At 59.6% G+C, this 25535-nt stretch carries 27 protein-coding genes; 9 read left to right on the top strand and 18 right to left on the bottom strand.

Annotation, left to right across the window (positions count from 1 at the left end):
- Positions 1-266 precede the first annotated feature (266 nt).
- A complete protein-coding gene (gene crp, locus H7K56_RS18335) occupies positions 267-899 on the top strand; it encodes a cAMP-activated global transcriptional regulator CRP (protein ID WP_000242755.1) in 633 nt (210 codons plus the stop codon).
- Positions 900-957: 58 nt separating this feature from the next.
- Complete coding sequence (locus H7K56_RS18330) at positions 958-3033, top strand: YccS/YhfK family putative transporter (protein ID WP_021507439.1); 2076 nt, start codon at positions 958-960, stop codon at positions 3031-3033.
- On the opposite strand, the gene argD is transcribed toward H7K56_RS18330, so the two are convergent.
- Together argD and H7K56_RS18320 are read right to left on the bottom strand one after the other, a co-directional pair.
- Positions 3030-4247, bottom strand: coding sequence for a bifunctional acetylornithine/succinyldiaminopimelate transaminase (gene argD, locus H7K56_RS18325; protein WP_058775006.1), 1218 nt, complete (start codon positions 4245-4247; stop codon positions 3030-3032). The two genes, H7K56_RS18330 and argD, sit on opposite strands and share 4 nt — an antisense overlap.
- A gap of 87 nt (positions 4248-4334) precedes the next feature.
- Positions 4335-4910 carry an aminodeoxychorismate synthase component II gene (locus H7K56_RS18320; RefSeq protein ID WP_150360738.1) on the bottom strand — a complete coding sequence of 192 codons (576 nt, stop codon included), beginning with the start codon at positions 4908-4910 and terminating at the stop codon, positions 4335-4337.
- A gap of 154 nt (positions 4911-5064) precedes the next feature.
- On the opposite strand from H7K56_RS18320, the gene H7K56_RS18315 reads away from it, so the two are divergent.
- Positions 5065-5391 carry a helix-turn-helix domain-containing protein gene (locus H7K56_RS18315; protein ID WP_249042720.1) on the top strand — a complete coding sequence of 109 codons (327 nt, stop codon included), beginning with the start codon at positions 5065-5067 and terminating at the stop codon, positions 5389-5391.
- On the opposite strand, the gene H7K56_RS18310 is transcribed toward H7K56_RS18315, so the two are convergent.
- From H7K56_RS18310 to ppiA, 3 genes are all read right to left on the bottom strand, one after another.
- The gene (locus tag H7K56_RS18310) at positions 5383-5985 is read right to left on the bottom strand and encodes a putative adenosine monophosphate-protein transferase Fic (RefSeq protein ID WP_141496735.1); all 603 of its coding nucleotides are present in this window, start codon (positions 5983-5985) and stop codon (positions 5383-5385) included. The two genes, H7K56_RS18315 and H7K56_RS18310, sit on opposite strands and share 9 nt — an antisense overlap.
- Positions 5975-6145, bottom strand: coding sequence for a YhfG family protein (locus H7K56_RS18305; protein ID WP_021507436.1), 171 nt, complete (start codon positions 6143-6145; stop codon positions 5975-5977). Before H7K56_RS18305 ends, H7K56_RS18310 begins: the two co-directional genes overlap by 11 nt.
- 100 nt (positions 6146-6245) lie before the next feature.
- Positions 6246-6818, bottom strand: coding sequence for a peptidylprolyl isomerase A (gene ppiA / locus H7K56_RS18300; RefSeq protein WP_021507435.1), 573 nt, complete (start codon positions 6816-6818; stop codon positions 6246-6248).
- A gap of 261 nt (positions 6819-7079) precedes the next feature.
- Here ppiA and tsgA point away from each other — a divergent pair, with 261 nt between their 5' ends.
- Positions 7080-8258, top strand: a complete 1179-nt coding sequence (tsgA, locus tag H7K56_RS18295) for an MFS transporter TsgA (protein ID WP_127834660.1) — start codon at positions 7080-7082, stop codon at positions 8256-8258.
- A 48-nt stretch (positions 8259-8306) separates the two neighbouring features.
- On the opposite strand, the gene H7K56_RS18290 is transcribed toward tsgA, so the two are convergent.
- The gene (locus H7K56_RS18290) at positions 8307-9590 is read right to left on the bottom strand and encodes a cytosine deaminase (protein WP_150360739.1); all 1284 of its coding nucleotides are present in this window, start codon (positions 9588-9590) and stop codon (positions 8307-8309) included.
- A gap of 235 nt (positions 9591-9825) precedes the next feature.
- Here H7K56_RS18290 and nirB point away from each other — a divergent pair, with 235 nt between their 5' ends.
- The 5 genes from nirB (at position 9826) to H7K56_RS18265 (ending at position 15453) form a co-directional block, all read left to right on the top strand.
- Positions 9826-12366 (top strand): nitrite reductase large subunit NirB, encoded by a 2541-nt coding sequence (nirB, locus tag H7K56_RS18285; protein WP_150360740.1) that lies wholly within the window; start codon positions 9826-9828, stop codon positions 12364-12366.
- Positions 12363-12689 carry a nitrite reductase small subunit NirD gene (nirD, locus tag H7K56_RS18280; RefSeq protein WP_021507431.1) on the top strand — a complete coding sequence of 109 codons (327 nt, stop codon included), beginning with the start codon at positions 12363-12365 and terminating at the stop codon, positions 12687-12689. Before nirB ends, nirD begins: the two co-directional genes overlap by 4 nt.
- Positions 12690-12719: 30 nt before the next feature.
- Positions 12720-13523 (top strand): nitrite transporter NirC, encoded by an 804-nt coding sequence (nirC, locus tag H7K56_RS18275; RefSeq protein WP_150360741.1) that lies wholly within the window; start codon positions 12720-12722, stop codon positions 13521-13523.
- Positions 13524-13569: 46 nt separating this feature from the next.
- On the top strand, positions 13570-14934 hold the full coding sequence (gene cysG / locus H7K56_RS18270; protein ID WP_150360742.1) for a siroheme synthase CysG: 1365 nt from the start codon (positions 13570-13572) through the stop codon (positions 14932-14934).
- 72 nt (positions 14935-15006) lie between these two features.
- Complete coding sequence (locus H7K56_RS18265) at positions 15007-15453, top strand: hypothetical protein (RefSeq protein ID WP_058759299.1); 447 nt, start codon at positions 15007-15009, stop codon at positions 15451-15453.
- A gap of 40 nt (positions 15454-15493) precedes the next feature.
- Here the strand turns inward: H7K56_RS18265 and trpS are convergent, their stop codons facing one another.
- The 12 genes from trpS to pilM all read right to left on the bottom strand — a co-directional run bounded on the left by trpS (position 15494) and on the right by pilM (position 25483).
- Positions 15494-16498, bottom strand: a complete 1005-nt coding sequence (gene trpS, locus H7K56_RS18260; RefSeq protein ID WP_058770971.1) for a tryptophan--tRNA ligase — start codon at positions 16496-16498, stop codon at positions 15494-15496.
- A 15-nt stretch (positions 16499-16513) separates the two neighbouring features.
- On the bottom strand, positions 16514-17191 hold the full coding sequence (locus H7K56_RS18255) for a phosphoglycolate phosphatase (protein WP_021507426.1): 678 nt from the start codon (positions 17189-17191) through the stop codon (positions 16514-16516).
- Entirely contained in the window at positions 17175-17858 is a 684-nt protein-coding gene (rpe, locus tag H7K56_RS18250) for a ribulose-phosphate 3-epimerase (protein WP_021507425.1), read from the bottom strand. The genes H7K56_RS18255 and rpe overlap by 17 nt, the downstream gene beginning before the upstream one ends.
- 65 nt (positions 17859-17923) lie before the next feature.
- Positions 17924-18736, bottom strand: coding sequence for an adenine-specific DNA-methyltransferase (dam, locus tag H7K56_RS18245; protein WP_021507424.1), 813 nt, complete (start codon positions 18734-18736; stop codon positions 17924-17926).
- 96 nt (positions 18737-18832) lie between these two features.
- Complete coding sequence (locus tag H7K56_RS18240; RefSeq protein ID WP_150360743.1) at positions 18833-19855, bottom strand: SPOR domain-containing protein; 1023 nt, start codon at positions 19853-19855, stop codon at positions 18833-18835.
- A gap of 93 nt (positions 19856-19948) precedes the next feature.
- Positions 19949-21037, bottom strand: coding sequence for a 3-dehydroquinate synthase (gene aroB, locus H7K56_RS18235; RefSeq protein ID WP_150360744.1), 1089 nt, complete (start codon positions 21035-21037; stop codon positions 19949-19951).
- A gap of 39 nt (positions 21038-21076) precedes the next feature.
- Positions 21077-21598, bottom strand: coding sequence for a shikimate kinase AroK (aroK, locus tag H7K56_RS18230; RefSeq protein WP_010617392.1), 522 nt, complete (start codon positions 21596-21598; stop codon positions 21077-21079).
- A 481-nt stretch (positions 21599-22079) separates the two neighbouring features.
- Positions 22080-23339, bottom strand: coding sequence for a DNA uptake porin HofQ (gene hofQ, locus H7K56_RS18225; protein ID WP_150360745.1), 1260 nt, complete (start codon positions 23337-23339; stop codon positions 22080-22082).
- On the bottom strand, positions 23281-23661 hold the full coding sequence (locus H7K56_RS18220) for a HofP DNA utilization family protein (RefSeq protein ID WP_150360746.1): 381 nt from the start codon (positions 23659-23661) through the stop codon (positions 23281-23283). The genes hofQ and H7K56_RS18220 overlap by 59 nt, the downstream gene beginning before the upstream one ends.
- A complete protein-coding gene (locus H7K56_RS18215) occupies positions 23651-24139 on the bottom strand; it encodes a HofO family protein (protein WP_058770967.1) in 489 nt (162 codons plus the stop codon). The genes H7K56_RS18220 and H7K56_RS18215 overlap by 11 nt, the downstream gene beginning before the upstream one ends.
- Positions 24132-24674: a PilN domain-containing protein gene (locus tag H7K56_RS18210; protein WP_058770966.1), complete on the bottom strand. Its 543-nt coding sequence runs from the start codon at positions 24672-24674 to the stop codon at positions 24132-24134. Before H7K56_RS18210 ends, H7K56_RS18215 begins: the two co-directional genes overlap by 8 nt.
- Positions 24674-25483: a type IV pilus biogenesis protein PilM gene (gene pilM / locus H7K56_RS18205; protein WP_150360747.1), complete on the bottom strand. Its 810-nt coding sequence runs from the start codon at positions 25481-25483 to the stop codon at positions 24674-24676. Before pilM ends, H7K56_RS18210 begins: the two co-directional genes overlap by 1 nt.
- Positions 25484-25535 lie beyond the last annotated feature (52 nt).

Raw genomic sequence — 25535 nt, 5'->3', positions numbered from 1 at the left:
ACGCTTTCACCTGACAAACAGCAATGCAGACGCATCCCCCACCTGCTGAAGCGAGACAACAGGAGACAGGTTGCAAAAGCTATGCTACAAACAGTGCTGAAAATATTTTCGTCACGAAAGACGAAAGCGGGACGAATCAAAAGCATCGCTTACGAATCCACCCCCGAATAACTGTCCCTCACGGGAAACGCTGGACGATTTCACCGCCTGACAGGGAAAACTGCCCCCTGTATTTTGGGCACGATTACAACAGAGGATAATAGCGAATGGTTCTCGGCAAACCGCAAACAGACCCTACACTCGAATGGTTCCTGTCCCATTGCCATATTCACAAATATCCATCCAAAAGCACCCTCATCCATCAGGGTGAGAAAGCGGAAACGCTGTACTACATCGTGAAAGGTTCCGTCGCGGTACTGATTAAAGATGAAGAAGGCAAAGAGATGATTCTCTCCTACCTCAATCAGGGGGATTTCATCGGTGAGCTCGGCCTGTTTGAAGAGGGCCAGGAGCGTAGCGCCTGGGTACGTGCGAAAACCGCCTGCGAAGTGGCTGAAATTTCCTACAAAAAATTCCGTCAGCTGATTCAGGTCAATCCGGATATTTTAATGCGCCTGTCGGCGCAGATGGCGCGTCGCCTGCAGGTTACATCTGAAAAAGTCGGCAACCTTGCCTTCCTCGATGTGACCGGCCGTATCGCGCAGACGCTGCTCAACCTGGCGAAACAGCCTGACGCCATGACGCACCCGGACGGTATGCAGATTAAAATCACCCGTCAGGAGATTGGTCAGATCGTGGGCTGCTCACGCGAAACCGTGGGTCGTATCCTGAAAATGCTGGAAGATCAGAACCTGATCTCCGCACACGGCAAAACCATCGTCGTTTACGGCACCCGCTGATTTCTTCTCACCCACGGCGTGATGGCAACATCGCGCCGTTTCTGTTTACGATGAGCTGATGTGGCGTCGAATCATCTATCATCCGGAAGTTAACTATGCGCTGCGGCAAACGCTGGTGCTGTGCCTGCCTGTGGCGCTCGGCTGGCTGTTTGGCGATCTGCAAAAAGGGCTGCTGTTCTCCCTGGTGCCGGCCTGCTGCAACATCGCCGGTCTGGATACGCCACACAAGCGGTTCTTCAAACGGCTGATTGTCGGCGGCGCACTGTTCGCCAGCGGCAGTTTTCTGATTCAGTACCTCACGGCTTACGCTGTGCCGCTGCCGCTGATTCTGCTGGTGTTGCCGCTGCTGGTGGGCGTGACCGGTGAAATCAGCCCGCTGCATGGTCGTTTACTGCCCGGCACGCTGATCGCCGCCATCTTTACCTTAAGCCTCGTCGGCCGTATGCCAATGTGGGTCCCGCCGCTGCTGTATATCGGCGGGACGCTGTGGTACGGGCTGTTTAACTGGTTCTGGTTCTGGCTGTGGAAAGAGCAACCGATGCGCGAGACCCTCAGCCTGCTGTACCGCGAGCTGGCCGATTACTGCGACGCCAAATACACCCTGCTGACGCAGCTGACCGATCCGGAAAAAGCGCTGCCGCCGCTACTGGCGCGCCAGCAGAAAGCGGTCGATCTGATCACCACCTGCTACCAGCAGATGCATATGCTGTCCGCCAGCCGTGATAACAGCCATAAACGCCTGACGCGCGCCTTTCAGGTTGCGCTCGATCTGCAGGAGCACATCTCGGTCAGCCTGCACCAGCCGGAAGAGGTGCAAAAGCTGGTGGAGCAGAGCCACGCCGAGGCGGTGATCCGCTGGAACGCGAAAATCATTTCGGCACGGCTACGCGTGCTGGCCGATGCCATTCTTTATCACCAGCTGCCGGAACGCTTCCACATGGAGAAGCCGCTCGGCGCGCTGGAGAAAATTGCCCGGCAGCACCCGGATAATCCGGTCGGTAATTTCTGCCTCTACCATTTCAGCCGCATTGCGCGCGTGCTGCGCACGCAGAAGCCGCTGTATACCCGCGACCTGATGGCCGATCGCCAGCGACGCCTGCCGCTGTTGCCGGCGCTGCGCAGCTACCTGTCGCTAAAATCTGCCGCGCTGCGGACGGCGGCGCGCTTTGCGGTGATGCTGATGTTCGGCAGCGCGCTGGCGCTGTTCTTCAATATCCCTAAGCCCTACTGGATTCTGATGACCATCATGTTTGTCAGCCAGAACGGCTACAGCGCCACTCGCGTGCGCATTCAGCACCGCGCGCTCGGCACCTTCGCCGGATTGCTGATCGCCGCGGCGTCGCTGCGCTTTGCCGTTCCGGAGTCGATTGCCCTGCTGACCATGCTGGTCATCACGCTCGCCAGCTATCTGATCACGCGTAAATATTATGGCTGGTCGATGATTGGCTTTACGGTGACGGCGGTCTATTCGCTGCAGCTGCTGTCGCTGAACGGCGCGCAGTTCCTGCTGCCGCGTATGATGGATACGCTGATGGGCTGCCTGATTGCCTTCGCCGGCATGATCTGGCTATGGCCGCAGTGGCAGAGCGGGCTGCTGCGCAATAACGCGCACGACGCGCTGGAGGCGTATCAGGAGGCGCTGCGCCTGCTGCTCGGTCCGGAGCAGGCGCCGGAGAAGCTGGCGTATCAGCGCGTCAAGGTTAACCAGGCGCACAACGCGCTGTTTAACTCGCTCAACCAGGCGTCCACCGAGCCGGGCTTTAACTTCCAGTATCTGAAAGATATGCGCCTGTGGGTGACTCACAGCCAGTTTATTGTCGAGCACATCAACGCCATGACCATTCTGGCGCGCGAGCATACCATGCTGACGCCAAAGCTGGCGGAGCGCTATTTGCAGTCCTGTGAAATCGCGCTGCAGCGCTGTCAGCAGCGGCTGGCTTACGACGGGCCGGGCAACGACAGCAATATTCTGGAAGCGCCGGAGAATCTGAATGAGGGGCCGGTGACGATTGTCGAACAGCATGTGAAGCGCATTCTGCAGCACCTCAATGTGATGCACACCATTTCTTCACTGGCGTGGAGCCAGCGCCCGCATCACGGCCGCTGGCTCAGCGTGCTGAAGCCGAAAGGTTAATTCAGGACTTTCGCGATCGCCCGGGCGAAGCGCGCCATGCCTTCTGCGATATCGGTCGGCTCAATCACCAGCGACGGCACAAAGCGAATCACATCGCTGCCGGCGGTCAGCACCATCAGGCCTTCAGCGGCGGAAGCGTTGAGGATATCGCGCGCTTTGCTGGCGTGCTGCGCGTTGAGTACGGCACCCAGCAGCAGCCCTTTGCCCCGAATTTCACTGAAGATGTCGAACTGCTCATTGATCTTCTGCAGCGCCGAGACAAACTGCTCACGGCGCGCGTCAACACCATTCAGTACCTCGGGCGTATTGATGATATCCAGCGCGGTTTCGGCAATCGCACAGGCCAGCGGGTTGCCGCCGTAGGTGGTGCCGTGCACGCCTGGCGCCATCACCGAGGCGATTTCATGAGTGGTCAGCATCGCGCTCACCGGGAAACCGCCGCCCAGCGCTTTAGCGGTGGTGATGATATCTGGCTTGATACCATAGTGTTCGTAAGCAAACAGCTTACCGCTGCGGCCCATGCCGCTCTGCACTTCATCCAGCACCAGCAGCGCGTTGTGCTGATCGCACAGCGCACGCAATCCCTGCATGAATTCCGTCGTTGCCGGCATCACGCCGCCTTCCCCCTGAATCGGCTCCACCACAATCGCGCAGGTGTGGTCGTCAATCACCGCTTTCACCGCTGCCAGATCGTTAAACGGCACATGGACGATATCCGCCGGCTTCGGACCAAAGCCATCGGAGTATTTCGGCTGACCGCCCACCGAGACGGTGAACAGCGTGCGGCCGTGGAAGGCGTTGTGGAAAGCGATAATTTTGCTTTTGAACGGGCTGTGCTTTTTGCAGGCGTAGTAGCGCGCCAGTTTGAACGCCGCTTCGTTCGCTTCGGCACCGGAGTTACCGAAGAATACCCGCTCGGCGAAGGTCGCCGCGATCAGTTTACTGGCGAGGCGCAGTGCCGGCTCATTGGTGAACACGTTACTGGTGTGCCACAGGGTTTCGCCCTGACTTTTCAGCGTTTCCACCAGCGCCGGATGACAATGGCCAAGCGCGGTGACCGCGATACCACCGGAGAAGTCGATATACTCTTTGCCCTGTTGATCCCACACGCGGCTGCCTTTGCCTTTGACCGGCACAAACTGCGCAGGTGCATAAACAGGCAAAATAACGTTATCGAACGTTTCCCGGCTTACCGCTAGATTTTCCGCTGCCATTGATGACCTCATCGGGTTATTTGTTGAGCTGATGTGAAATTATAATCACAAAATATGCATAAAAAATCATGCAATGGCAAACGGAAGTTACATATTGAGGAAATTCGCCAGCAGCTGATGCCCCTGCTCGCTGAGAATGCTCTCCGGATGGAACTGCACGCCCTCCAGTGGCAGCGTACGATGGCGGAAGCCCATGATCTCATCGGCAACGCCATCGCGCAGACTCCAGGCGGTGACTTCAAACTCTGGTGGCAGCGTGTCGCGCGCCACAATCAGCGAGTGATAGCGCGTCACGGTCAGCGGATTATTCAGGTTGCGGAACACACCCTGGCCGGTGTGCTGCACCGCAGAGGTTTTGCCGTGCATCACCTGGCGCGCGCGCACCACCTGTGCGCCGTAGGCCTGGGCGATGGCCTGATGGCCCAGGCATACCCCGAGAACCGGCAACCGTCCGGCAAAGTGGCGAATGGCTTCGAGCGAAACGCCGGACTGATCCGGCGTACAGGGGCCCGGCGAGATCACCAGATGACTCAGCGGCAGCGCCGTCATCTCTTCCAGCGTCATCGCATCGTTGCGCACCACGCGCACCTGCGCGCCAAGTTCACAGAAGTACTGGTAGAGATTCCAGGTAAAGGAGTCGTAGTTATCAATTAGCAGCAGCATACATTACAGATGAATTGAGTGGGTGCTGTCGGTGGGCGACAAGCAAGAAAGGTCGCAAAAAAGCAATGTTACCACCTTCGACCTCAATCCCCGCTAGCTGTCAAAAAAGAATCTGATTACTCTCGCACCAGGTGCTAGATCTAACGGAGCTGTGATGACAACACACATGCAAAAAATAAAAAGCCCAGCCCTGGAGGCAATTCACAGTGCAGCAACAGGCCTGTTTGAAGCCGGAGCCCTGAATAAACAGAGCATGCGGGATTTTGACCAATGCTGTCTGGAAGAGGTTAAAGCGCTGGAGGCCGGAGATATCAAAGCGCTGCGCGAAAACCTTAACGTGAGTCAGCCCGTTTTTGCCCGCTACCTCAACACCAGCGTTTCCACGGTGCAGAAATGGGAGAGCGGAGTAAAACGCCCGGGCGGCATTTCACTCAAATTGCTCCACATCGTGCAAAAGCACGGGCTGGAAATATTACTTTAGCGGTGAGGCCGGCCTCACCACTTTCGCAAACTGCGCATTGAGCGGCGCGAGATCGCCGCCGACGCCGGCGACGATGGCCTTGTGCCAGCTTTCAGGCTCCAGCGTATCCCAGTTCAGCAGATAGCCCGCGTGCAGCGCCAGCTGTTCGAAAAAGATGCGCTGTGCCCGCCCGTTACCGGCACGGAACGGATGCAGGACGTAGATTTCACAGTAGTAATGCGCGATGCGTGCCACGAAGGTCTGCGGGTCGAGGTCGCACAGGCCCTCTTCCTCTTCCAGTGCGCTCATCAGCGCATTGCCCTCGTTCTCGATATACTCGCAGTGGCAATAGGGCGTGTCGTCGCGCCAGATGTCGATGGTACGCAGTTCGCCGGCCCAGCTGTAGATATCCTGAAACAGCGTGCGGTGAATATGGCGCAGGTGCGGCAGGCCAGGCGTGGCCGGTCCGAGCGCCAGCGTGGCCAGCCGCGCCGCGCTGAATGCCAGCTCGGCTTTACGCAATTGCGCCACGTCGTGAATTTCCAGCAGGTTTTTCAGCACGTCATCGTTGTGCCACAAATAGGGATCGCGCACCGCCAGGCTGTTATCCGCCATATTGCCTCCTCAGCGATGCCAGACGATCGTCCGCCTGGGCGCTCTCGACGGCAGGTTCATTCAGCGTATAACCGGCCAGTTTGCAGCTGGCCTGATAATTGGCCGCACGGGTTTGCTGCCACAACGTGATTTTCTGTTTTTCGGTGAGTTTGCTGCTCATAGCGCCTCCGGCAAGCAGGATGTGCCCTAAGTATAAGAGCAAATTTCAGCTTTGCTGGAGCGCGGCAGACGGCGCCACCCAGGGGTGGCGCGCAGAGGGATTACGGCAGGACTTTCGCGGAAGTGATAACAATCGGTTTTGACGGCACATTCTGGTATGGCCCGACATCTTTGGTCGGCACCTGGGCGATCTTGTCGATCACATCCATGCCTTTCACTACTTTACCAAACACCGCATAGCCGAAGTCGCGCTGGCCATGGTCAAGAAAAGCGTTGTCCGCCACGTTCAGGAAGAACTGGCTGGTGGCACTGTCTTTCTCAGCGGTACGCGCCATGGAAATGGTGCCACGCAGGTTGCGCAGGCCGTTATCCGCTTCGTTTTTGATCGGCGCGTTGGTCTGCTTCTGCTGCATATCCGCCGTGAAACCGCCGCCCTGAATCATGAAACCAGGGATCACACGATGGAAAATGGTGTTGTTGTAGAAGCCGTTATTCACGTAATCCACAAAGTTTTTTACTGAAACCGGGGCTTTCTGATTATCCAGTTCAAGTTCGATATTGCCCGCAGAGGTGGTGAGCAGCACGTGCGTATCCCCTTTCGCCGCCAGAGCCGAAGCAGATACAGAAGAGAGCGCTAACAGGGCAACCGCCGCTGTCAAAGTACGTTTAAGCATGAAAGATTCCTTACCTTGGAGAGCAAGCTCAAAAACGAGATTGATTGTAAAGAGCATGTAATACAAGAGCCAGCGTTTTACCTATATTTACGCTGATGTTGCTATCGTCATACTTTTCCCGTCGCGCAATCATTTGCGTGACGAAAATCACACTATTAATGAAATATTTCTCGCACGTTTCACTGCTTGTTTATTACGATCACAGATCCATTTACAATTCATGACACTTTTTGCCACGTCGGCGCATCACAGGTTCAGAACATGACAAACCGTAATCGCATTGGCCTTACCTGGATCAGCTTTTTCTCCTATGCGCTCACCGGCGCACTGGTGATCGTTACCGGTATGGTGCTGGATAATATTGCCCGGTATTTCCAGCTGCCCATCTCCGAGATGAGCAACACCTTCACTTTCCTTAACGCCGGTATTCTGGCGGCGGTGTTCCTGAACGCCTGGCTGATGGTGATTGTGCCACTCAAGCGCCAGCTGATCTTTGGCTTTGTGCTGATGATCCTCGCCGTGGCCGGGCTGATGACCAGCCATAACCTCACGGTGTTCTCGCTGTGCATGTTCGTGCTCGGCGTGGTCAGCGGTATCACCATGTCGATCGGCACCTTCCTGATTACCCATCTGTACGATGGTCGCCAGCGCGGTTCCCGTCTGCTGTTTACCGACTCGTTCTTCAGCATGGCCGGCACCATCTTCCCGATTATCGCGGGCATTCTGCTGGCGCGCGCGCTGCCGTGGTACTGGGTTTATGCCTGCATTGGCGTGATCTACGTGGCGATCTTTATCCTGACGCTGATGGTCGAGTTCCCGGTGCTGAAGAGCGAAGCCGCGGTGCAGGGCGGTGAAAAAGAGAAGTGGGGCATCGGCGTGCTGTTCCTGTCGATCGCGGCACTGTGCTACATCCTCGGCCAGCTCGGCTTCATCTCCTGGGTGCCGGAATACGCCACCAAATCGATGGGCATGGATATCGCCGCTGCCGGTCAGCTGGTCGGTAACTTCTGGACCGCCTATATGGTCGGCATGTGGGCGTTCAGCTTCCTGCTGCGCTTCTTCGACCTGCAACGCATTCTGGTGGTGCTGGCGCTGCTGGCCACCGGCCTGATGTTCTGGTTCGTGAAAACCACCGATGCCAGCATGCTGCACTGGATCATTATGTCGCTTGGCTTCTTCTCCAGCGCCATTTACACCACCATCATCACGCTGGGCTCGCTGCAGACCAAAGCGTCATCGCCGAAGCTGGTGAACTTCATCCTCACCTGCGGCACCGTCGGCACCATGCTGACCTTCGTGGTCACCGGCCCGATCGTGGCCAAAGGCGGTGCACACGCGGCGCTGTCCACCGCGAACGCGCTGTACGCGGTGGTGTTTGTGATGTGTGTGCTGCTCGGCTTTGTCACTAAACATCGCCAGCACGCTCACCAGACTGCCTGATCCCCGAGCGGCGCGAAGCCTCGCGCCGCTATTCCTCTTCCCGCTCCCTTAACGCCGGAACGTCACCGCTTCGCTAGCACCGAGATAAATTTCACTGCTTGCCGGCAGTGTGGCCGCCACCAGCACGCCCTTACGCAGCGAATAGCGCACCGGCACCTGACGGCGCAGCGCATCGAACCCGTTATCGGCAGGCAAAATAATCAGGCTGGCCGCGTTGCCCACCTGCACGCCATAATCCGCCAGCTGCATGGTTTTGGCACTGTTGTGCGTGATGAGTTGCAGACCGCTGTCGATCTGCTCATAGCCCATCAGCTGACAGACGTGCAGCCCCATATGCAGCACCTGCAGCATGCTGGCGGTGCCGAGCGGATACCAGGGATCGAACACATCATCATGGCCGAAGCAGACGTTGATCCCCGCCTCCAGCAGCTCTTTCACCCGCGTCACGCCACGCCGTTTCGGGTAGCTGTCAAAGCGTCCCTGCAGATGAATATTCACCAGCGGATTGGCGACAAAGTTAATCTGCGACAGCTTCAGCAGGCGGAACAGCCGTGAGGTATACGCGTTATTGTACGAATGCATCGCCGTGGTGTGGCTGGCGGTGACGCGCGCGCCCATGCCTTCGCGGTGCGCCAGCGCCGCCACGGTCTCGACAAAGCGCGACTGCTCATCATCAATCTCGTCACAGTGCACGTCCACCAGCCGGTCATAGCGCTGCGCCAGCGCAAACGCCTTGTGCAGTGATTCGACGCCATATTCGCGGGTAAATTCATAATGCGGGATCGCGCCCACCACGTCGGCACCGAGGCGCAGCGCCTCTTCCAGCAGCGCTTCGCCGTTGGGATAAGAGAGAATGCCTTCCTGCGGAAAGGCCACGATCTGGATATCGATCCACGGCGCCATCTCCGCTTTCACCTCCAGCATCGCGGTTAAGGCGGTCAGCGTGGGATCGGACACATCCACGTGGGTACGCACGTGCTGAATGCCGTTGGCAATTTGCCACTTCAGCGTCTGCCGCGCGCGCTGCTTCACATCCTCATGGCTGAGCAGCGCCTTGCGTTCAGCCCAGCGCTCAATGCCTTCAAACAGCGTGCCGGACTGATTCCACGCCGGTTCGCCAGCGGTTTGCGTAGTGTCGAGATGAATATGCGGCTCGATAAACGGCGCGCTCGCCAGGCCACCGGCGGCATCCAGCGCATCCGGCTGGGCGGCCGCGTGCGGCGGCTGCGGAATGATGGCGCTGATGTTGCCGTGGCGAATTTCGATCTGCCATAAACCCGGTTGGCCTGCCAGGCGCAGGTTGTTTATCCACTTAAACGCTTGCTGGGTCATATCCTTCTCCGCTGAAAACGCAACATCTTAAGCTAGCACGAAAAACGGCCGCGCCGCTGGCAACTTTTCTGCCGCCATTGGGTAATTTTCAACCAAATAAAAGACTTAGATAAAAACGCGTAAAATCAGCAACATACCTCTAAATGGGTATATAAAGCCGCAGTTGATGTACGTCAATAAGCGCCAGAAACAGCGCGCTAAGGTAGGCGCAGATCCCGCAAATTTTGAGGCAAGCATGAGCAAGCACAGTGTCGTTATTATTGGCAACGGCATGGTTGGCCACCGCTTTATCGAAGAACTGATCGACAAAGCCGCCCCTGAGCAGTTCGCGATAACCGTTTTCTGTGAAGAGCCCCGCGTCGCCTATGACCGCGTCCATCTCTCCGCCTATTTTTCCCACCACACCGCCGAAGAACTCTCACTGGTGCGCGAAGGCTACTACGAAAAGCATCAGGTCAATCTGCTGCTCGGCGAGCGCGCCATTACCCTCAACCGTGAGGAAAAGCTGATTCACTCCAACACCGGTCGTGCGGTGCATTACGACACGCTGATTCTGGCCACCGGTTCTTATCCGTGGATCCCGCCGATCGCCGGCGCGGAGGGCAGCGACTGCTTTGTCTATCGCACCATCGAAGATCTCAACGCCATTGAAGCCTGCGCGCGCCGCAGCAAACGCGGTGCGGTGATTGGCGGCGGTCTGCTCGGACTGGAAGCGGCGGGCGCGCTGAAAAATCTCGGCATTGAAACGCACGTGATTGAGTTTGCGCCGGTGCTGATGGCGGAACAACTGGATACGCAGGGCGGCGAACAGCTGCGGCGTAAGATCGAACAGATGGGCGTGCAGGTCCATACCGGCAAAAATACCCGGCAGATTGTGCATCACGCTAAGGGCGGTAAAACGCTGGAGTTCGCCGATGGCAGCGCGCTCGACGTCGACTTCATCGTGTTCTCCACCGGCATTCGTCCGCAGGATAAGCTGGCGCAACAATGCGGCCTGGCGCTCGGCCAGCGCGGTGGCGTTGCCATCAACGATCGCTGCCAGACCAGCGATGCGGCGATCTACGCGATTGGGGAATGCGCCGCCTGGCAGGATCGGATTTACGGTCTGGTGGCGCCGGGCTACAAAATGGCGCAGGTCGCCAGCGATGCGCTGGTCGGGCGTGACAGCGTCTTTGCCGGTGCCGATATGAGCGCCAAACTCAAGCTGCTGGGCGTGGACGTCGGCGGCATTGGCGATGCGCACGGCCGCACGCCGGGCGCGCGCAGTTACATCTGGCTCGATGAACAGCAGCACGTGTATAAGCGCCTGATCGTCAGCGAAGACAACAAAACTCTGCTCGGCGCGGTGCTGGTGGGCGACACCAGCGACTACGGCAATCTGCTGCAGCTGGCGCTCAATCACATCGCCTTACCGGAAAACCCGGCGCTGCTGATTCTGCCGGCGGGCAGCGGCGAAAAACCGGCGCTGGGCGTCGATTCGCTGCCGGACAGCGCGCAAATCTGCTCCTGCTTTGACGTCAGCAAAGGCGATATCGTTAACGCGGTGCAGGCGGGTTGCCACACCGTGGCGGCGCTGAAAGCCGAAACCCGCGCCGGTACCGGCTGCGGCGGCTGCATCCCGTTGATTACGCAAGTGCTGAACGCTGAGCTGAGCCGTCAGGGCATCGAAGTCAATCATCACCTGTGCGAGCATTTCGCCTATTCGCGCCAGGAGCTGTATCACCTGATCCGCGTGGAGGAGATCAAGTCGTTTGACGCGCTGCTGGCGAAGTATGGCCAGGGTTACGGCTGTGAAGTGTGTAAACCGACCGTCGGATCGCTGCTGGCCTCCTGCTGGAACGAATACATCCTCAAGCCGCAGCACACGCCGCTACAGGACAGCAACGATCTCTATCTCGGCAACATCCAGAAAGATGGCACCTACTCGGTGATTCCGCGCACCGCCGGCGGTGAAATCACGCCGCAGGGGCTGATGACGCTGGGCGAAGTGGCGCGGCAGTACAACCTTTACACCAAAATCACCGGCTCACAGCGCATCGGCCTGTTTGGGGCGCAGCGCGACGACCTGCCGGCCATCTGGTCACAACTTATTGCCGCCGGCTTTGAAACCGGACAGGCTTATGCCAAAGCGCTGCGCATGGCGAAAACCTGCGTCGGCAGCAGTTGGTGCCGCTATGGCGTTGGCGACAGCCTCGGCTTCGGCATTGAGCTGGAAAACCGCTACAAAGGCATCCGCACGCCGCACAAGATGAAGTTTGGCGTCTCTGGCTGTACCCGTGAATGCGCCGAAGCGCAGGGCAAAGATGTCGGCGTCATCGCCACCGAAAAAGGCTGGAACCTGTACGTGTGCGGCAACGGCGGCATGAAACCGCGCCACGCCGATCTGCTGGCGGCTGACCTCGACCGCGACACGCTGCTGCAGTATCTCGACCGCTTCATGATGTTTTACATCCGCACCGGCGACCGCCTGCAGCGCACTTCGCTGTGGCTGGAGAGCATGGACGGCGGCATCGACTATCTGCGCAGCGTGATTATCGACGACCGGCTCGGTCTGAATGCGCAGCTGGAGCAGGAGCTGGCGCGTCTGCGCGCTGACGTCCGCTGTGAATGGACCGCCACGGTTAACGACCCGCAGCAGCAGGCGCACTTCGCCACGTTTATTAACAGCCCGCAGCGCGACCCGCTGGTGCAGCACGTCAGTGAACGCGAGCAGCATCGCCCGGCGCGTCCGGCGGAGCGCATCGCTATTACCCTGATCGAGGAGGCTGACGCATGAGCCAGTGGTACACCGTGTGTGAACTCACACAAATCCTGCCCGCTACCGGCGTGTGCGCGCTGGTTAACGGCCAGCAGATCGCCATCTTTCGCCCGCGCGACGATGCGCAGCTGTACGCTCTGAGCAACATCGATCCGTTTGCTGAAGCCAGCGTGTTATCGCGCGGCCTGATCGCCGAACACCAGCACACGCTGTGGGTCGCCAGCCCGCTGAAAAAACAGCGTTTTCGCCTGAGCGATGGCGTTTGTCTGGAAGATGAAAGCCGCTCGGTGGCGAGCTATGCGGTGCGCGTCAGCAACGGCCAGGTCGAAGTCTGCGCCTGACAGAATTCCTTCACTTTATGAGACGTCACTATGTTTTCTGACACCCTGAACACCTGCGCCGCCAATGCGGCGCGCATTGTACGCACCGCGCAGCACAGCCCGCTGTCCTTCTGGATTGGCTCGGCGATGGCCGGCGCTTATGTTGGCCTGGCGATCATCCTGATCTTCACCCTCGGCAACCTGGCGGACCCGGCGTATCGTCCACTGCTGATGGGCGCCACCTTCGGTATTGCCCTGACGCTGGTCATCATCGCCGGTTCCGAGCTGTTTACCGGTCACACCATGTTCCTCACCGTGGGCGTCAAGGCCGGTACCATCAGCCACGGTCAGATGTGGTGCGTGCTGCCGCAAACCTGGCTGGGTAACCTGATCGGCTCGGTGTTTGTCGCCCTGCTCTACTACTACGCCGCTGGTGCGCTGCTGCCGAACGCCGGTTCGCTGATCCACAGCGTGGCGCTGGCGAAAACCACGCAGACGGCGATGGCGCTGTTCTTTAAAGGCGCGCTGTGCAACTGGCTGGTGTGTCTGGCGATCTGGATGGCGGTGCGCAGCGAAGGGGCCGCGAAGTTCATCGCTATCTGGTGGTGCCTGCTGGCGTTTATCGCCTCCGGTTACGAGCACTCCATCGCCAACATGACGGTATTTGCGCTGTCGTGGTTTGGTCAGCACAGCGCCGACCTGACGCTGAGCGGCATCGGCCACAACCTGCTGTGGGTGACGCTCGGCAATATGTTCTCCGGCATGGTGCTGATGGGTCTCGGCTACTGGTATGCCACGCCGCAGGCGCAGCGCCCGCAGACGCAAGCCCAGGCTTCGCCGCTGAAATCGGTATAATCCCTTCCACAGCCCGCACCGTGCGGGCTTTTTTTCAGGATTCGTTATGGATTACTTTCCGCTGTTTTGTCGGCTGCAAGGCAGGCGTTGTTTACTGGTTGGCGCAGGCGATGTGGCTGAACGCAAAGCGCGTTTGCTGCTGGAGGCCGGCGCAGAGCTGTACGTCGGCGCAGTGGATTTTTCCCCGGCGTTTCAGCTGTGGGCTCAACAGGGAAAAGTGACGTTACTGCACGGCGCCTTTACCGATGACTGGCTGGATGAGTGCTGGCTGGCGATTGCGGCCACCAGCGATGATGCCGTCAATCAGCAGGTGGCTGACGCCGCCGAACAGCGCCGCCTCTTCTGTAACCTGGTGGATGCGCCGCAGCAGGCCAGCGCCATTATGCCGTCGATCGTCGACCGCTCGCCGCTGATGATCGCCGTCTCTTCCGGTGGCCGCGCGCCGGTACTGGCGCGTCTGCTGCGTGAGAAGCTGGAGGCGATGCTGCCCCAGCATCTCGGCGAACTGGCTGCGCTGGCGGGCTCACTGCGCGAGCGCGTGAAGCAGCATTTTAGCGCCATGGCGCCACGCCGCGCCTTCTGGGAGCGCTTCTTTACCAGCGATCGGCTGGCCCAAACGCTGGCCAACGGCGATCGGGCACGCGCTGCCGCACAGGTCGATGCCTTGTTTGCGGCGCCGCTGACGCAGCAGGGCGAAGTGGTGCTGGTGGGTGCCGGGCCGGGTGATGCCGGTCTGCTGACGCTGAAAGGGTTGCAGGCTATCCAGCAGGCTGATGTGGTGGTGTATGACCGGCTGGTATCGGAGCCGATTCTTAATCTGGTGCGGCGCGATGCCGAACGCCTCTTCGTGGGTAAACAGGCGGGCCATCACTGCGTGCCGCAGGAACAAATCAACCAGCTGCTGCTGGAGCAGGCGCAGCGCGGCAAGCGTGTGGTGCGCCTCAAAGGCGGCGATCCCTTTATTTTTGGCCGCGGCGGCGAAGAGCTGGAGGTGCTGGCGCAGCATAACATCCCGTTCAGCGTAGTGCCGGGCATCACCGCCGCCTCCGGCTGTGCCGCCTACAGCGGTATTCCCCTCACCCACCGCGACCATGCCCAGAGCGTGCGCTTCGTCACCGGCCATCTGCAGCAGCACGGCGAAATGGAGTGGGGCAAACTGGCGGCGGAGCAGCAGACGCTGGTGTTTTATATGGGCCTCAGCCAGGCGGCCGACATTCAGCAGCAGCTGTTACGGCACGGGATGGACGCAGCGATGCCGGTGGCTATCGTGCAGCACGGCACCACGCCGCAGCAGCGCGTCGCCTGCGCCACGCTGCAGGAGCTGGCGACGCTGGCACAGCAGTTTGCCAGTCCGGCGCTGATCATTGTGGGCCGCGTGGTCAGCCTGCGTACGCAGCTGCGCTGGTTCTGATGCGGTAAAACACTGTACAGCGCTGCGCTTTGCCGCCAGACTGAGCAACCAAATCAATCACAAGGAGTTTCCATGCGCATTATTTCTCTGGCCGCGGCGCTGCTGATGCCGCTGAGCGTGGCGGTGAGTGCCGCCCCGGTGACGTGGTCAACGGTCACGGGCGAATGGCAGGTGGTTGCCGTGACGCCGAAAAAGGAGAACGGCCAGATTTACATCAAAAACGATCCGCAGTTTATGGGCGCGCGCGTGGCGTTTAAACCCAATGCGATTAGCTGGACGCGCGGTACTGCCGAACGCGGCATCAATCCGGCGACCGACAATTGCCAGGGAAAACCGCGCCTGAGCGCCGCCAGCGGGGCCGGACAGGATCGTGATTTCAGCTTTCGCTATGGCTTCAACGTGCACTGTGGCAATCAGGCGTGGGGACCGGCACCGGGCGCGGTACTGAGCGTGCTGGCCGACGGCAATGCGCGGCTATTCTGGGATGGCGCAGAGCTGACGCTGCATCGGGTGAAGTAAAGCCTGCGGGGCGCGTTGTGCTGCGCCCCGGCAAACCGGCTTATGGCTGCGCCACGAAGCCTACGGCGTCATACACTTTCTTCAGCGTTTCCTGGGCATGCGCACGGGCTTTCGCTGCGCCATCGCGCATCACCTGGTTGAGGAACGCTTCGTCATTGCGGAAACGATGATAGCGCTCCTGCAGCTCAGTCAGCATCTCAGACACAGCATCTGCCACCGCGCCTTTCAGGTGACCATACATTTTGCCTTCGAACTCCTGCTCCAGCTGCGCAATCGACTTACCGGTCACGCCTGACAGGATATCCAGCAGGTTAGACACGCCCGCTTTCTCTTTGATGTCGTAACGCACAACCGGCGGCTCTTCCGAGTCGGTCACTGCACGCTTAATCTTCTTCACCACCGATTTGGTGTCTTCCAGCAGACCAATCACGTTGTTGCGGTTGTCATCGGATTTCGACATCTTCTTCGTCGGCTCCAGCAGTGACATCACGCGCGCGCCGGACTTCGGAATAAACGGCTCAGGAATTTTAAACACGTCGCCGTACAGCGCATTGAAGCGCGCGGCGATATCGCGGCTCAGCTCAAGGTGCTGCTTCTGATCTTCGCCGACCGGTACCTGGTTAGTCTGATACAGCAGAATATCGGCCGCCATCAGCACCGGATAATCGAACAGACCGGCGTTGATGTTCTCTTCGTAACGTGCCGATTTGTCCTTGAACTGCGTCATGCGGCTCAGTTCGCCGAAGTAAGCGTAACAGTTCAATACCCAGCTCAGCTGCGCGTGCTCCGGTACGTGCGACTGCACGAAGATGGTGCTTTTTTCCGGATCGATACCGCAGGCAAGGTACAGCGCCAGCGTATCCAGCGTGGCTTTGCGCAGCGCGGCCGGGTCCTGACGAACGGTGATGGCGTGCAGATCGACGATGCAGTAAATGCAGTGGAAATCATCCTGCATCTGCACCCACTGACGCAGCGCACCCATGTAGTTGCCAATGGTCAGTTCACCGGAAGGCTGGGCGCCGCTGAAAACGATGGGTTTGCTCATGTTATGTCCTGATAATCACAGCCCGAGAACGGGCAAAAGTTCGCTAAAAGTATCGAGAGTTAAATCGGGCTGGCTGGTGGCAATCGGCTCACCGTAGTTGTAGCCGAAGGTCATCGCAACGTTCGGCACGCCCGCCGCCTGGGCAGCGAGAATATCATTGCGCGAATCACCGACAAACAGCAATTGTCCTGGAAGCACGCCAAAACGGCCGAGAACGAGGAAAATCGCCGCCGGATGAGGTTTTTTCACCACCACATCATCGCCGCCGATGATCAGAGAAAAGTAGTCGGCAATGCCGAGCGACTGCAGCAGCGGAGCAACAAACGGTGTAGGTTTGTTGGTGACGATGGCCAGCGGCAGACCGCTGGCGTGCAGCGCAGCCAGCGTCTCCTGCACCTGTGGAAACAGCGTACTGCCGGCTTCCACCGTCGCGGCGTAATGTTTGTCGAACAGCGCACGCGCGTCGCGCTGCTCGTCGGCCTGCGGCTCACGGCCCAGCGCCCAGCTGAGCGCCCGCGCCATCATGATGTCCGCACCGTTGCCAATCCAAGTTGAGACGCGCTCAACGCCTGCGGGCGGCAGCTGCAAATCGGCCAGCGCCAGATCGATCGCCTGTGCCAGGCCTGGCGCGCTGTGCACCAGCGTGCCATCGAGATCGAACGCCAGCGCGCGGATATCAGTGAAATGAGCCATTAACTTTCTCCAGTTCGCTGCGCATCTCATCGATCACCTTCTTGTAATCCGGATGACCGAAGATCGCCGAGCCGGCAACAAACATATCGGCCCCGGCCGCCGCGATCTGACCGATGTTATCGATCTTCACGCCGCCATCCACTTCCAGACGGATTTGGTAACCGCTCTGGTCAATGCGACGACGCGCTTCGCGCAGTTTATCCAGCGTGCCCGGAATAAAGGACTGGCCGCCGAAGCCTGGGTTGACCGACATCAGCAGAATGATGTCGAGCTTATCCATCACGTAATCGAGATAGCTGAGCGGCGTTGCCGGATTGAACACCAGACCGGCTTTACAGCCGTGCTCTTTGATCAACTGCAGCGTACGGTCAACGTGCTCGCTGGCTTCGGGATGGAAAGTAATGAAGCTGGCACCCGCTTTGGCGAATTCCGGAATCAGCGCATCGACCGGTTTGACCATCAGATGCACATCGATGGGCGCGGTGATGCCGTAATCGCGCAGCGCTTTCAGCACCATTGGCCCCATGGTCAGATTGGGAACATAGTGGTTGTCCATCACATCGAAATGCACCACGTCGCCACCGGCTTCCAGCGCTTTAGCGGTATCTTCGCCCAGGCGGGCAAAATCAGCGGCAAGGATTGATGGGGCCAGTAAAAATTGTTTCATCCGAATCTCCCAATTTTGTGCGCCAGCCGGAGCTGGCGTGATGCGTTGGTCGCGGACGAAACAGGCTAGCGGAAAAGCGCCAGCAGTTCGTCAACCTGAGTGCGACCACTTATGCTTCGGCTGATGGAACGCCGGGCTTTAACTACGTGTAAATCCGCATGCTGATACCACTCGCGCGTCAGCAGGGTATCGTGGTTTGAAATCAGTACCGGGATGCGGCTCTCCTGCGCCAGCTTACTGGCCAGTTCCGCCAGATGCTGCTGCTCACGCAGGCTAAAGCTGTTGGTGTGGTAAGCGGTAAAATTAGCCGTCGCCGACAGCGGCGCGTACGGCGGATCGCAATAAACCACTGAGCCTGCAGGGGCGTTGCCCAGAGTAACATCGTACGATTCACAGACAAAGGTGGCTTTTTGCGCGCGCTCGGCGAACCATAACAGTTCGGCTTCCGGGAAGTACGGCTTACGATAGCGACCAAAGGGCACATTAAATTCACCGCGCAGGTTGTAACGGCACAGGCCGTTGTAACCGTGGCGGTTGAGATAAAGAAACAGCACGGCGCGCTGATAGGTATCCGTGCTGGCGTTGAACGCCGTACGCTGGGCGTAATAGGTTTCCGCCGTATTGCCGCTGGCGCTGAACAGCTGGCGCGCGTCTTCAATAAACGAGGCGGTGCGCGTTTTGACGATATTGTAGAGATTGATCAGATCACCGTTGATGTCCGCCAGGTGATAACGGTCATAATCGGTGTTGAGGAATACGGAACCGGCGCCGACAAAAGGTTCGATTAAACAATCACCTTGTGGCAGATGACGACGGATATCGTCAAGCAGCGGGTATTTCCCTCCGGCCCATTTCAGGAAAGCGCGATTTTTCTTCATGCTGTCGTGGCTATTACATCTTAATTATTGGCTGTGGCGAAACCGACAGCAGATCTGCGCTTAGAACGGGGCCGCAGCAGCGCGGCCCCACATCACTTACTGGCTCTCTTTCTTCACCTGGCTGAGCGGTTTAACCCACGGGTTCGCCGCACGCACTTCCGCCGGCAGTGAAGCTACTGCACGTTTGGCTTCGGCCGGTGTGGCATAAGCGCCGCTCACCAGCACGTACCACGGCTGGCCGTTACGCGTGGTTTTATACACGTGATAACCGCTCAGATTCTGTTTCTTCGCCCAGGCGTTCAGGCTCGCTTCTTTCGACGCACCGCTCAGCTGCAGCGTGTAGTTGCCGCCCGATGGCAGCGACTTGCTGGCACCGCCACTGCTGGCCGGTGCGCTGTTGTGCGCGGTGGTGGTGTGCGTTTTGTTCTCTTTCACTGCAGCCGGTTTGCTGGCAGCCGGGGTTTTGTGGCTGCTGCTGGCACCGAGGCTGCGCGGTGGCGTCTCAGCGCGTACCGCCGGCGGCGTGACCGCTTTGCCGGCGCTGCCGCTGACCGTTGCCGGTGCGGTAGGCAGCGAACTGTTGCCCTGTGCGCCCTGCGCCGCGGCATCAACGGAACCCTGCTGATTGTTCAGCGCGGTATTGAGATCGCCCGGCAGCGTTACGCGCTGCTGGTTGGCCGGTGTGTCAACCGGTGCTGCCTGAGTCGGCGTGGAGGAGACAGACGGCATGGAGATTGACTGACCGTCACTGCCGGCAGGTGCGGCGTTACCGGCGGTATTCTGCGGCGCACTGCCCTCAGCCGACGGCGTGGCATTCTGCTGGCCGCTCATGGCGGTTGAACCTGACAGGTCGATATTCTTTTCACTGCCGCCGCCAGCCGGTGCCGCGCTACCGGTGCTGGCGCTGTTGCTGGCCGGTTTCTTCTCGTCCGGGCCGGTCAGCGCGGAGCCAATGCCCAGCACCAGAATCAGCAGCACCAGAATGCCGATGCCCATCATCATATGCTGACGGGAAACCGGTACTTTCGCTTTCGGCGCAGAAGACGATTTGCGAGGCCGCGTGGGACGGCGGTCACTGGCGTCAGGTTTTAACTCGTCTTCCGGTTTGAACTCATCCATTTAGCCTCCTCCGTAAAACGGCACGCTTCCCACGTGCCGCATCACTGCTCACTGTTCCCCGCCGGACAGCAGCCCGACGTAGTCCGGGGATAATCAAGATACTTTGCAATCGTTAATCGCAGCCAGCACCATATCATGCGCCACGCCGCCACGCACTTCGGAGCGGCCAATAGCGAGAGGCAGCACCAGACGCAGCTCGCCGCCGAGCACTTTTTTATCGCGCATCATGTGCGGCAGATAGGCTTCTGCCGTCATGCTGGCCGGGCCGTTAACCGGCAGGCCAGCACGCTGCAGCAGCGCAATAATGCGGTCAGTATCGGCAGCGCTGAACTGACCCAGACGCTCAGCAGTGCGCGCCGCCATTACCATGCCTGCCGCAACCGCTTCACCGTGCAACCAGTTGCCGTAACCCATATGCGCTTCAATCGCATGGCCAAAAGTATGACCGAGATTGAGCAGCGCACGCAGGCCGGTTTCACGCTCGTCGGCCGCCACCACGTCGGCTTTCAGCTCGCAGCAGCGGCGAATGCAGTAAGCCATGGCAGTGTTATCCAGCGCCAGCAGCGCATCAAGATTCTGCTCCAGCCACTGGAAAAATTCACCGTCGAGAATGATGCCGTATTTGATCACTTCCGCCAGACCGGAGGCCAGCTCGCGCGGCGGCAGCGTAGTGAGGCAGTCGGTATCAACCACCACCGAAGCCGGCTGGTAGAAAGCACCGATCATGTTTTTACCGAGGGGATGGTTCACCGCAGTTTTGCCCCCGACCGAGGAGTCAACCTGCGACAGCAAGGTGGTCGGCACCTGAATAAAGCGTACGCCGCGCTGGTAGCTGGCGGCAGCAAAACCGGTCAGATCGCCAATCACGCCACCGCCCAGCGCAATCAGCGTGGTGTCACGGCCGTGCGGCTTCTGCAGTAGCGCGGTGAAAACCTCGTCCATCACCGCCAGCGTTTTGTACTGCTCACCGTCGGGCAGAATCACCAGATCCACTTTCACCCCGGCGTTGCTCAGCAGCGTCGCGAGTTTGTCCAGATAGATCGGTGCCAGCGTCTGATTCGTCACCAGCATGGCATTGTCGCCGGCTTTCAGCGGCCAAAAAGAAGCCGGATCGTTAAACAGTCCGACAGCGATGGTGATGGGGTAACTGCGATCCCCCAGTGAGACAGTGATCTTCTCCATGATGACCGATACCTATTGCTGAGCCCTCAGGGTGCTGGATTAATTTTTTTCCAGCATGTTGATGATCTGATTGGCGACAACTTTTGCACTTTGATCGTCAGTGCGAATGGTGACGTCAGCGATCTCTTCATAAAGCGGATTACGTTCGCCAGCCAGCGCTTCCAGTACTTCGCGCGGCGGTTCGTCAACCTGCAGCAGCGGACGCTTTTTATCACGCTGAGTGCGGGCAAGTTGCTTTTCGATGGTGGTTTCGAGGTAGACGACCACACCGCGGGCGGAGAGACGATTACGGGTTTCACGGGATTTGACGGAGCCGCCACCGGTCGCCAGGACAATGCCCTGTTTCTCGGTCAGCTCGTTGATGATTTTCTCTTCACGATCGCGAAAACCGGCTTCGCCTTCCACATCAAATACCCAGCCTACATCCGCTCCGGTACGTCGCTCAATTTCCTGATCGGAATCGAAAAATTCCATATTGAGTTGCTGAGCTAACTGACGACCAATAGTGCTTTTGCCGGCACCCATCGGCCCAACCAGAAAGATATTGCGTTTCTCTGCCATTTTGTCGGTATTACTAAGAATTCGTTGATGATACCCCGCGTTCAGCACATTGCTGGCGGGACAGGAACTGAGACCTCATGAGCGTTAGCAAGAGTCAGACGGAAAATTATCTCAACACTCATGGCCGTTTGGCAACCGAATAAATTGCCCCCGGCGACCTTCAAACAGGACCGGTCTGTGGTTCGCGAGACGGTAACGCTCTTCCTTTTTTGCCATCCTTGTGCGCGCTACAGGTGCGCTGGCTGGGCCTGTCGCTCCCGACAGCTTACCTGCGTAAACTGTGGAATAGGTGCCGTTGCTGACGTCCTGTACCACCCAAAATTCGGGCATATTTCTTTCGATGCCAGTATCGCTTGTCACTGACACCCGCCGGAAGGTTATCCTGCCGCGTTCCGTTACACCGTTTTAAAATCGCTAAACCTTGTATGCTAATTCCTGCCCTGCGTCAACGCAGTTGGTCATATGGAGCGAATTTTCCGCTTTATCCGGCGGTAAGCGCTGCTTCCCTGACCAGTCGCGGCGTGATGAAGATCACCAGCTCACGTTTTTTGCGCTCGTCGGTCTGCTGACGAAACAGACTGCCGAGCAGCGGCACCTCGCCCAGCCACGGCACGCGCTTTTCGCCCTGGGTGCGCTGCTGCTGGAAAATACCGCCCAGCGCCAGCGTTTCACCGTCGCGCAGCGTCACCTGAGTGGCGATTTCCTGCTTATCAATGCTCAGCACCTGACTTTCCCCCATCGTCAGGCTGCGACCCGGCATGTTCTGGCTCAGCCGCAGCGTGAGCTGAATACGCCCGTTGCCCAATACTACTGGCGTCACCTCCATGCCCAGCACCGCCTCTTTGAACTCAATCGCCGTCGCACCGCTGTTACCGGATTTCACCTCGTAGGGAATTTCGGTGCCCTGCTTGATGGTGGCGGTCTGCTGGTGTGAGGTAAACAGCCGCGGGCTGGCGATGATTTCGATCTGGTTCTCCTGCTCCAGCGCGCTCAGCTCCAGGTTAAGCAGTTCGCCACTCATCGGTCCGAGCGTGATGCCGGCGCGTATCGCCGGATTGCTCACCGTCAGCGGCACCAGCAGCTGCGGATTGCGCAGCGCCCCGGTGACGACATCGCCGGGTGCGGTGCTCCAGCTGACGCCGAGCTCGCGCAGATGCTCTTCATTGATGGTAACAATGTGCGCTGACAGCTCCACCTGCTCCAGCGGCAGATCCAGCGCCTGCAGCCAGCGCTCGGTGTCGCGCAGCGCCTGCGCGCTGTCCCGCAGCAACAGGCTGTTGGTACGGCTATCCACCGTCACGCTGCCGCGCGGCGTCATCAGCGAGCGTTCCGCCTGCAGGCTGCGGTAAACATCGCTGGCGCTGGCGTAGTGCAGCGTGACGGTGCGCTGCTCAAGCGGCGCCTGCAGCTGCTTCTCTTCACGCTCCGCTTGTGCCTGCTGTGCCTGTCGCTGCTGCCAGCTCTCCGGATAGACCAGCAGCACACCCTCCTCCTGGATCACCGTGAGTTTCGCCAGCCGCGTGACCAGCGCCAGTGCGCGCTCCCAGCCGACGTTATCGAGTCGCAGCGACAGCCGCCCCTCCACGCCCGGCGCGATCAGCAGGTTGGTTTGCTGATAGTCAGCCAGCGCCTGCAGAATGCGCTCGACCGGCGCATCATCAAATACCAGGCTCAGGGGCTGATCAGCGGCGTGCAGCGGACTGCTCAGCGCCAGCCACAGCAGCAGCATCATCCTTTTCATAAAATCCTCCTTTTATTACCCATGTAATGTGCTGCGGCGGACAGCTCTGCGGGGCACTCAGTACCAGCGTATGTGCACTGAGCTGCGTTACCTGCCACGGTGCCATCGGAAAAGCAGCTGGTGCACTCAGCCGCTGACGTTTGCCCTGCGGTGAAACCAGCCAGGCCACAAAGTGCGGCGCGCGACCAATGATGCCCTGTAATCGCCAGCCCTGCGGTACGGCAGCGGGCGCCTGACACTGGCTGGCAGTCAGCGGCTGGAACGGATCGCGCGCCAGCGCCCAGCTGCTGCACAGCAGTAACACCAGTGCGCTACTCCGCATCGTCACTCTCCAGCCAGAACTCGCTGTGTAACACGCCCTGCTCCGCCTGCAGCTGAAAACGCTGTGGCACCGCTAACGCCGTCGCAGCCAGCCCGCTGAACAGCGGCAGAAATTGCGGCCAGCTCAGGCGCAGCGCCAGCTGCTGTGGCTGGCTGTCCGGATGCCAGGCCTCGAGCTGATTGCCGCGCGCCGCCACCAGTTGCTCTAACGATACGGACGCCGCCGTTGCCGCTGGCTGCAGCGTTGCGATCTCCGCCTGGAGCTGTTCGATGGCCGGTCGCGCGTCCAGCTGCTGCTGACGTTGCTGGTGCTGCTGCGCCAGTTGTGACAGCTGCTGTTGCAGCGTGCTGAATTGCTGCTGTTGCGGACGCAGCAGCAGTAGCCACGCCAGCCCGAGTAGCAGCAGCGCCAGCAGCTGCAGGCTGGCTATCCGCCACGTCAGTGCCAGCTGCAGCCAGCGCTGGATGAGCTCATTCATCGGTCGCCTCCTGCAGCCGGGCGCGCAGCGCGAAGCGGTAATCCCCCTGCGCCTGACGCTGTACGCTGCCCTGCTTCACCGCCGCAAACAGCGGCTGCGTCTGCAGCTGCTGGCGGAACGCGCTGACGTCAGCCAGGCTCTGCGCCAGACCGTCCAGCACCAGTTGCCCCTGACGCCGCTCCACGCGACTCAGCCACAGCGTCTCCGGCATCAGCGCGGGCAGTTGCTGCCAGAACTGCTGCCAGCGTTGATGCTGCTGCAGCCGCTGTTGCTGCGCCTGCTGCCTGCGTAACAGGTCATCCCGCTGCGCCATCAGCGTTTGCTGTTGCGCCAGCCGTTGCTGGATCTGCTGGAGCTGTATGGTCATATCGGTGTGCTGCCGGGCTGCATGCTGGAGCCGCTGTTCAGCGCGCCACCACAGCAGCAGCGTGAGTAACAGCGTTACCAGCAGCACGGCAACCAGCAGCGCCACACTGTGCTGGCGGCGTAGCAGCAACTGCTGTGCCCGCCACGGGAGCAAATTGACCGCCAGCATCAGTAATCCTCCGGACGCAGCGCCAGGCCTAGCGCAATCGCCAGCGCGCCCGCCTCTGCCGGTAGCGGCGGTTGCAGATAATGCAGCAGCGCCAGCGGCTTGCAGCGCTGTACTTCCGCCTCCGGCAACGCCTGCGGTGAGGTGCAGAACACCGTTTGTGCCTGGGGAAAGGTGTCACGCAGATGGGCGAGCGTCAGGAGTTCGGTCGCCGCGCCGCAGGCGCTATTTTCGCCGGCCAGCGTCCACAGCCAGTGGTCGCTGAGCGGATGGATCAGCAACTGATGCGGGCGCAGCGGAACGCGCATGGCGATCTGCGTCAGTGCCAGACTGCTCAGCTCAAACACGTCGGGGCGCAGTCCGGCCTGCTGCAGCGGCGCCAGCCACTGGGCGATGACGTCGCGGCGCGCGGCGGTGACGTGCAGCTGGCTGGCACTGCCGCCCAGCCGGTAATCCAGCGACAGCGAGGCGGCTTCGACCGGGAACAGGCGTGATGCGGACGCGTTAACGTAGCGGCTGAGCGCCGGCTCGCGCAGTGAGGTTTGCGGCAACGGCAGCGTACGCTGCAGCACCAGCTGCGGCGGCAGGCCAACGCGCAGTGAGTAGCGCCTGGGTAAATGACGTTGCCAGCGCACCAACATCTCCTGTAACACTGGCGAGGTTTGCAACACGCCGTTGCGTAACGTATCGTGCGGCAGCGGCTGCTGCCACCAGTGTCGCAGCTGCCATCCGTGACGGCGTCGTTCAATGCCAAGGGCGCAGAGTTGCCCGTTCTGGATGTCCAGTCCAATTTGCCAGCGCTGAAAAGCCATGCGCGCGATCTCCTTATCGTTACAGGGAAAAGGATGATTACCCGCATTGCAT

This window comes from Pantoea dispersa, from assembly GCF_014155765.1.
Taxonomy (GTDB): Bacteria; Pseudomonadota; Gammaproteobacteria; order Enterobacterales; family Enterobacteriaceae; genus Pantoea; species Pantoea dispersa.
Note: the sequence above shows the minus strand (reverse complement) of the source record. Positions and strands in the feature narration are given on the sequence as shown.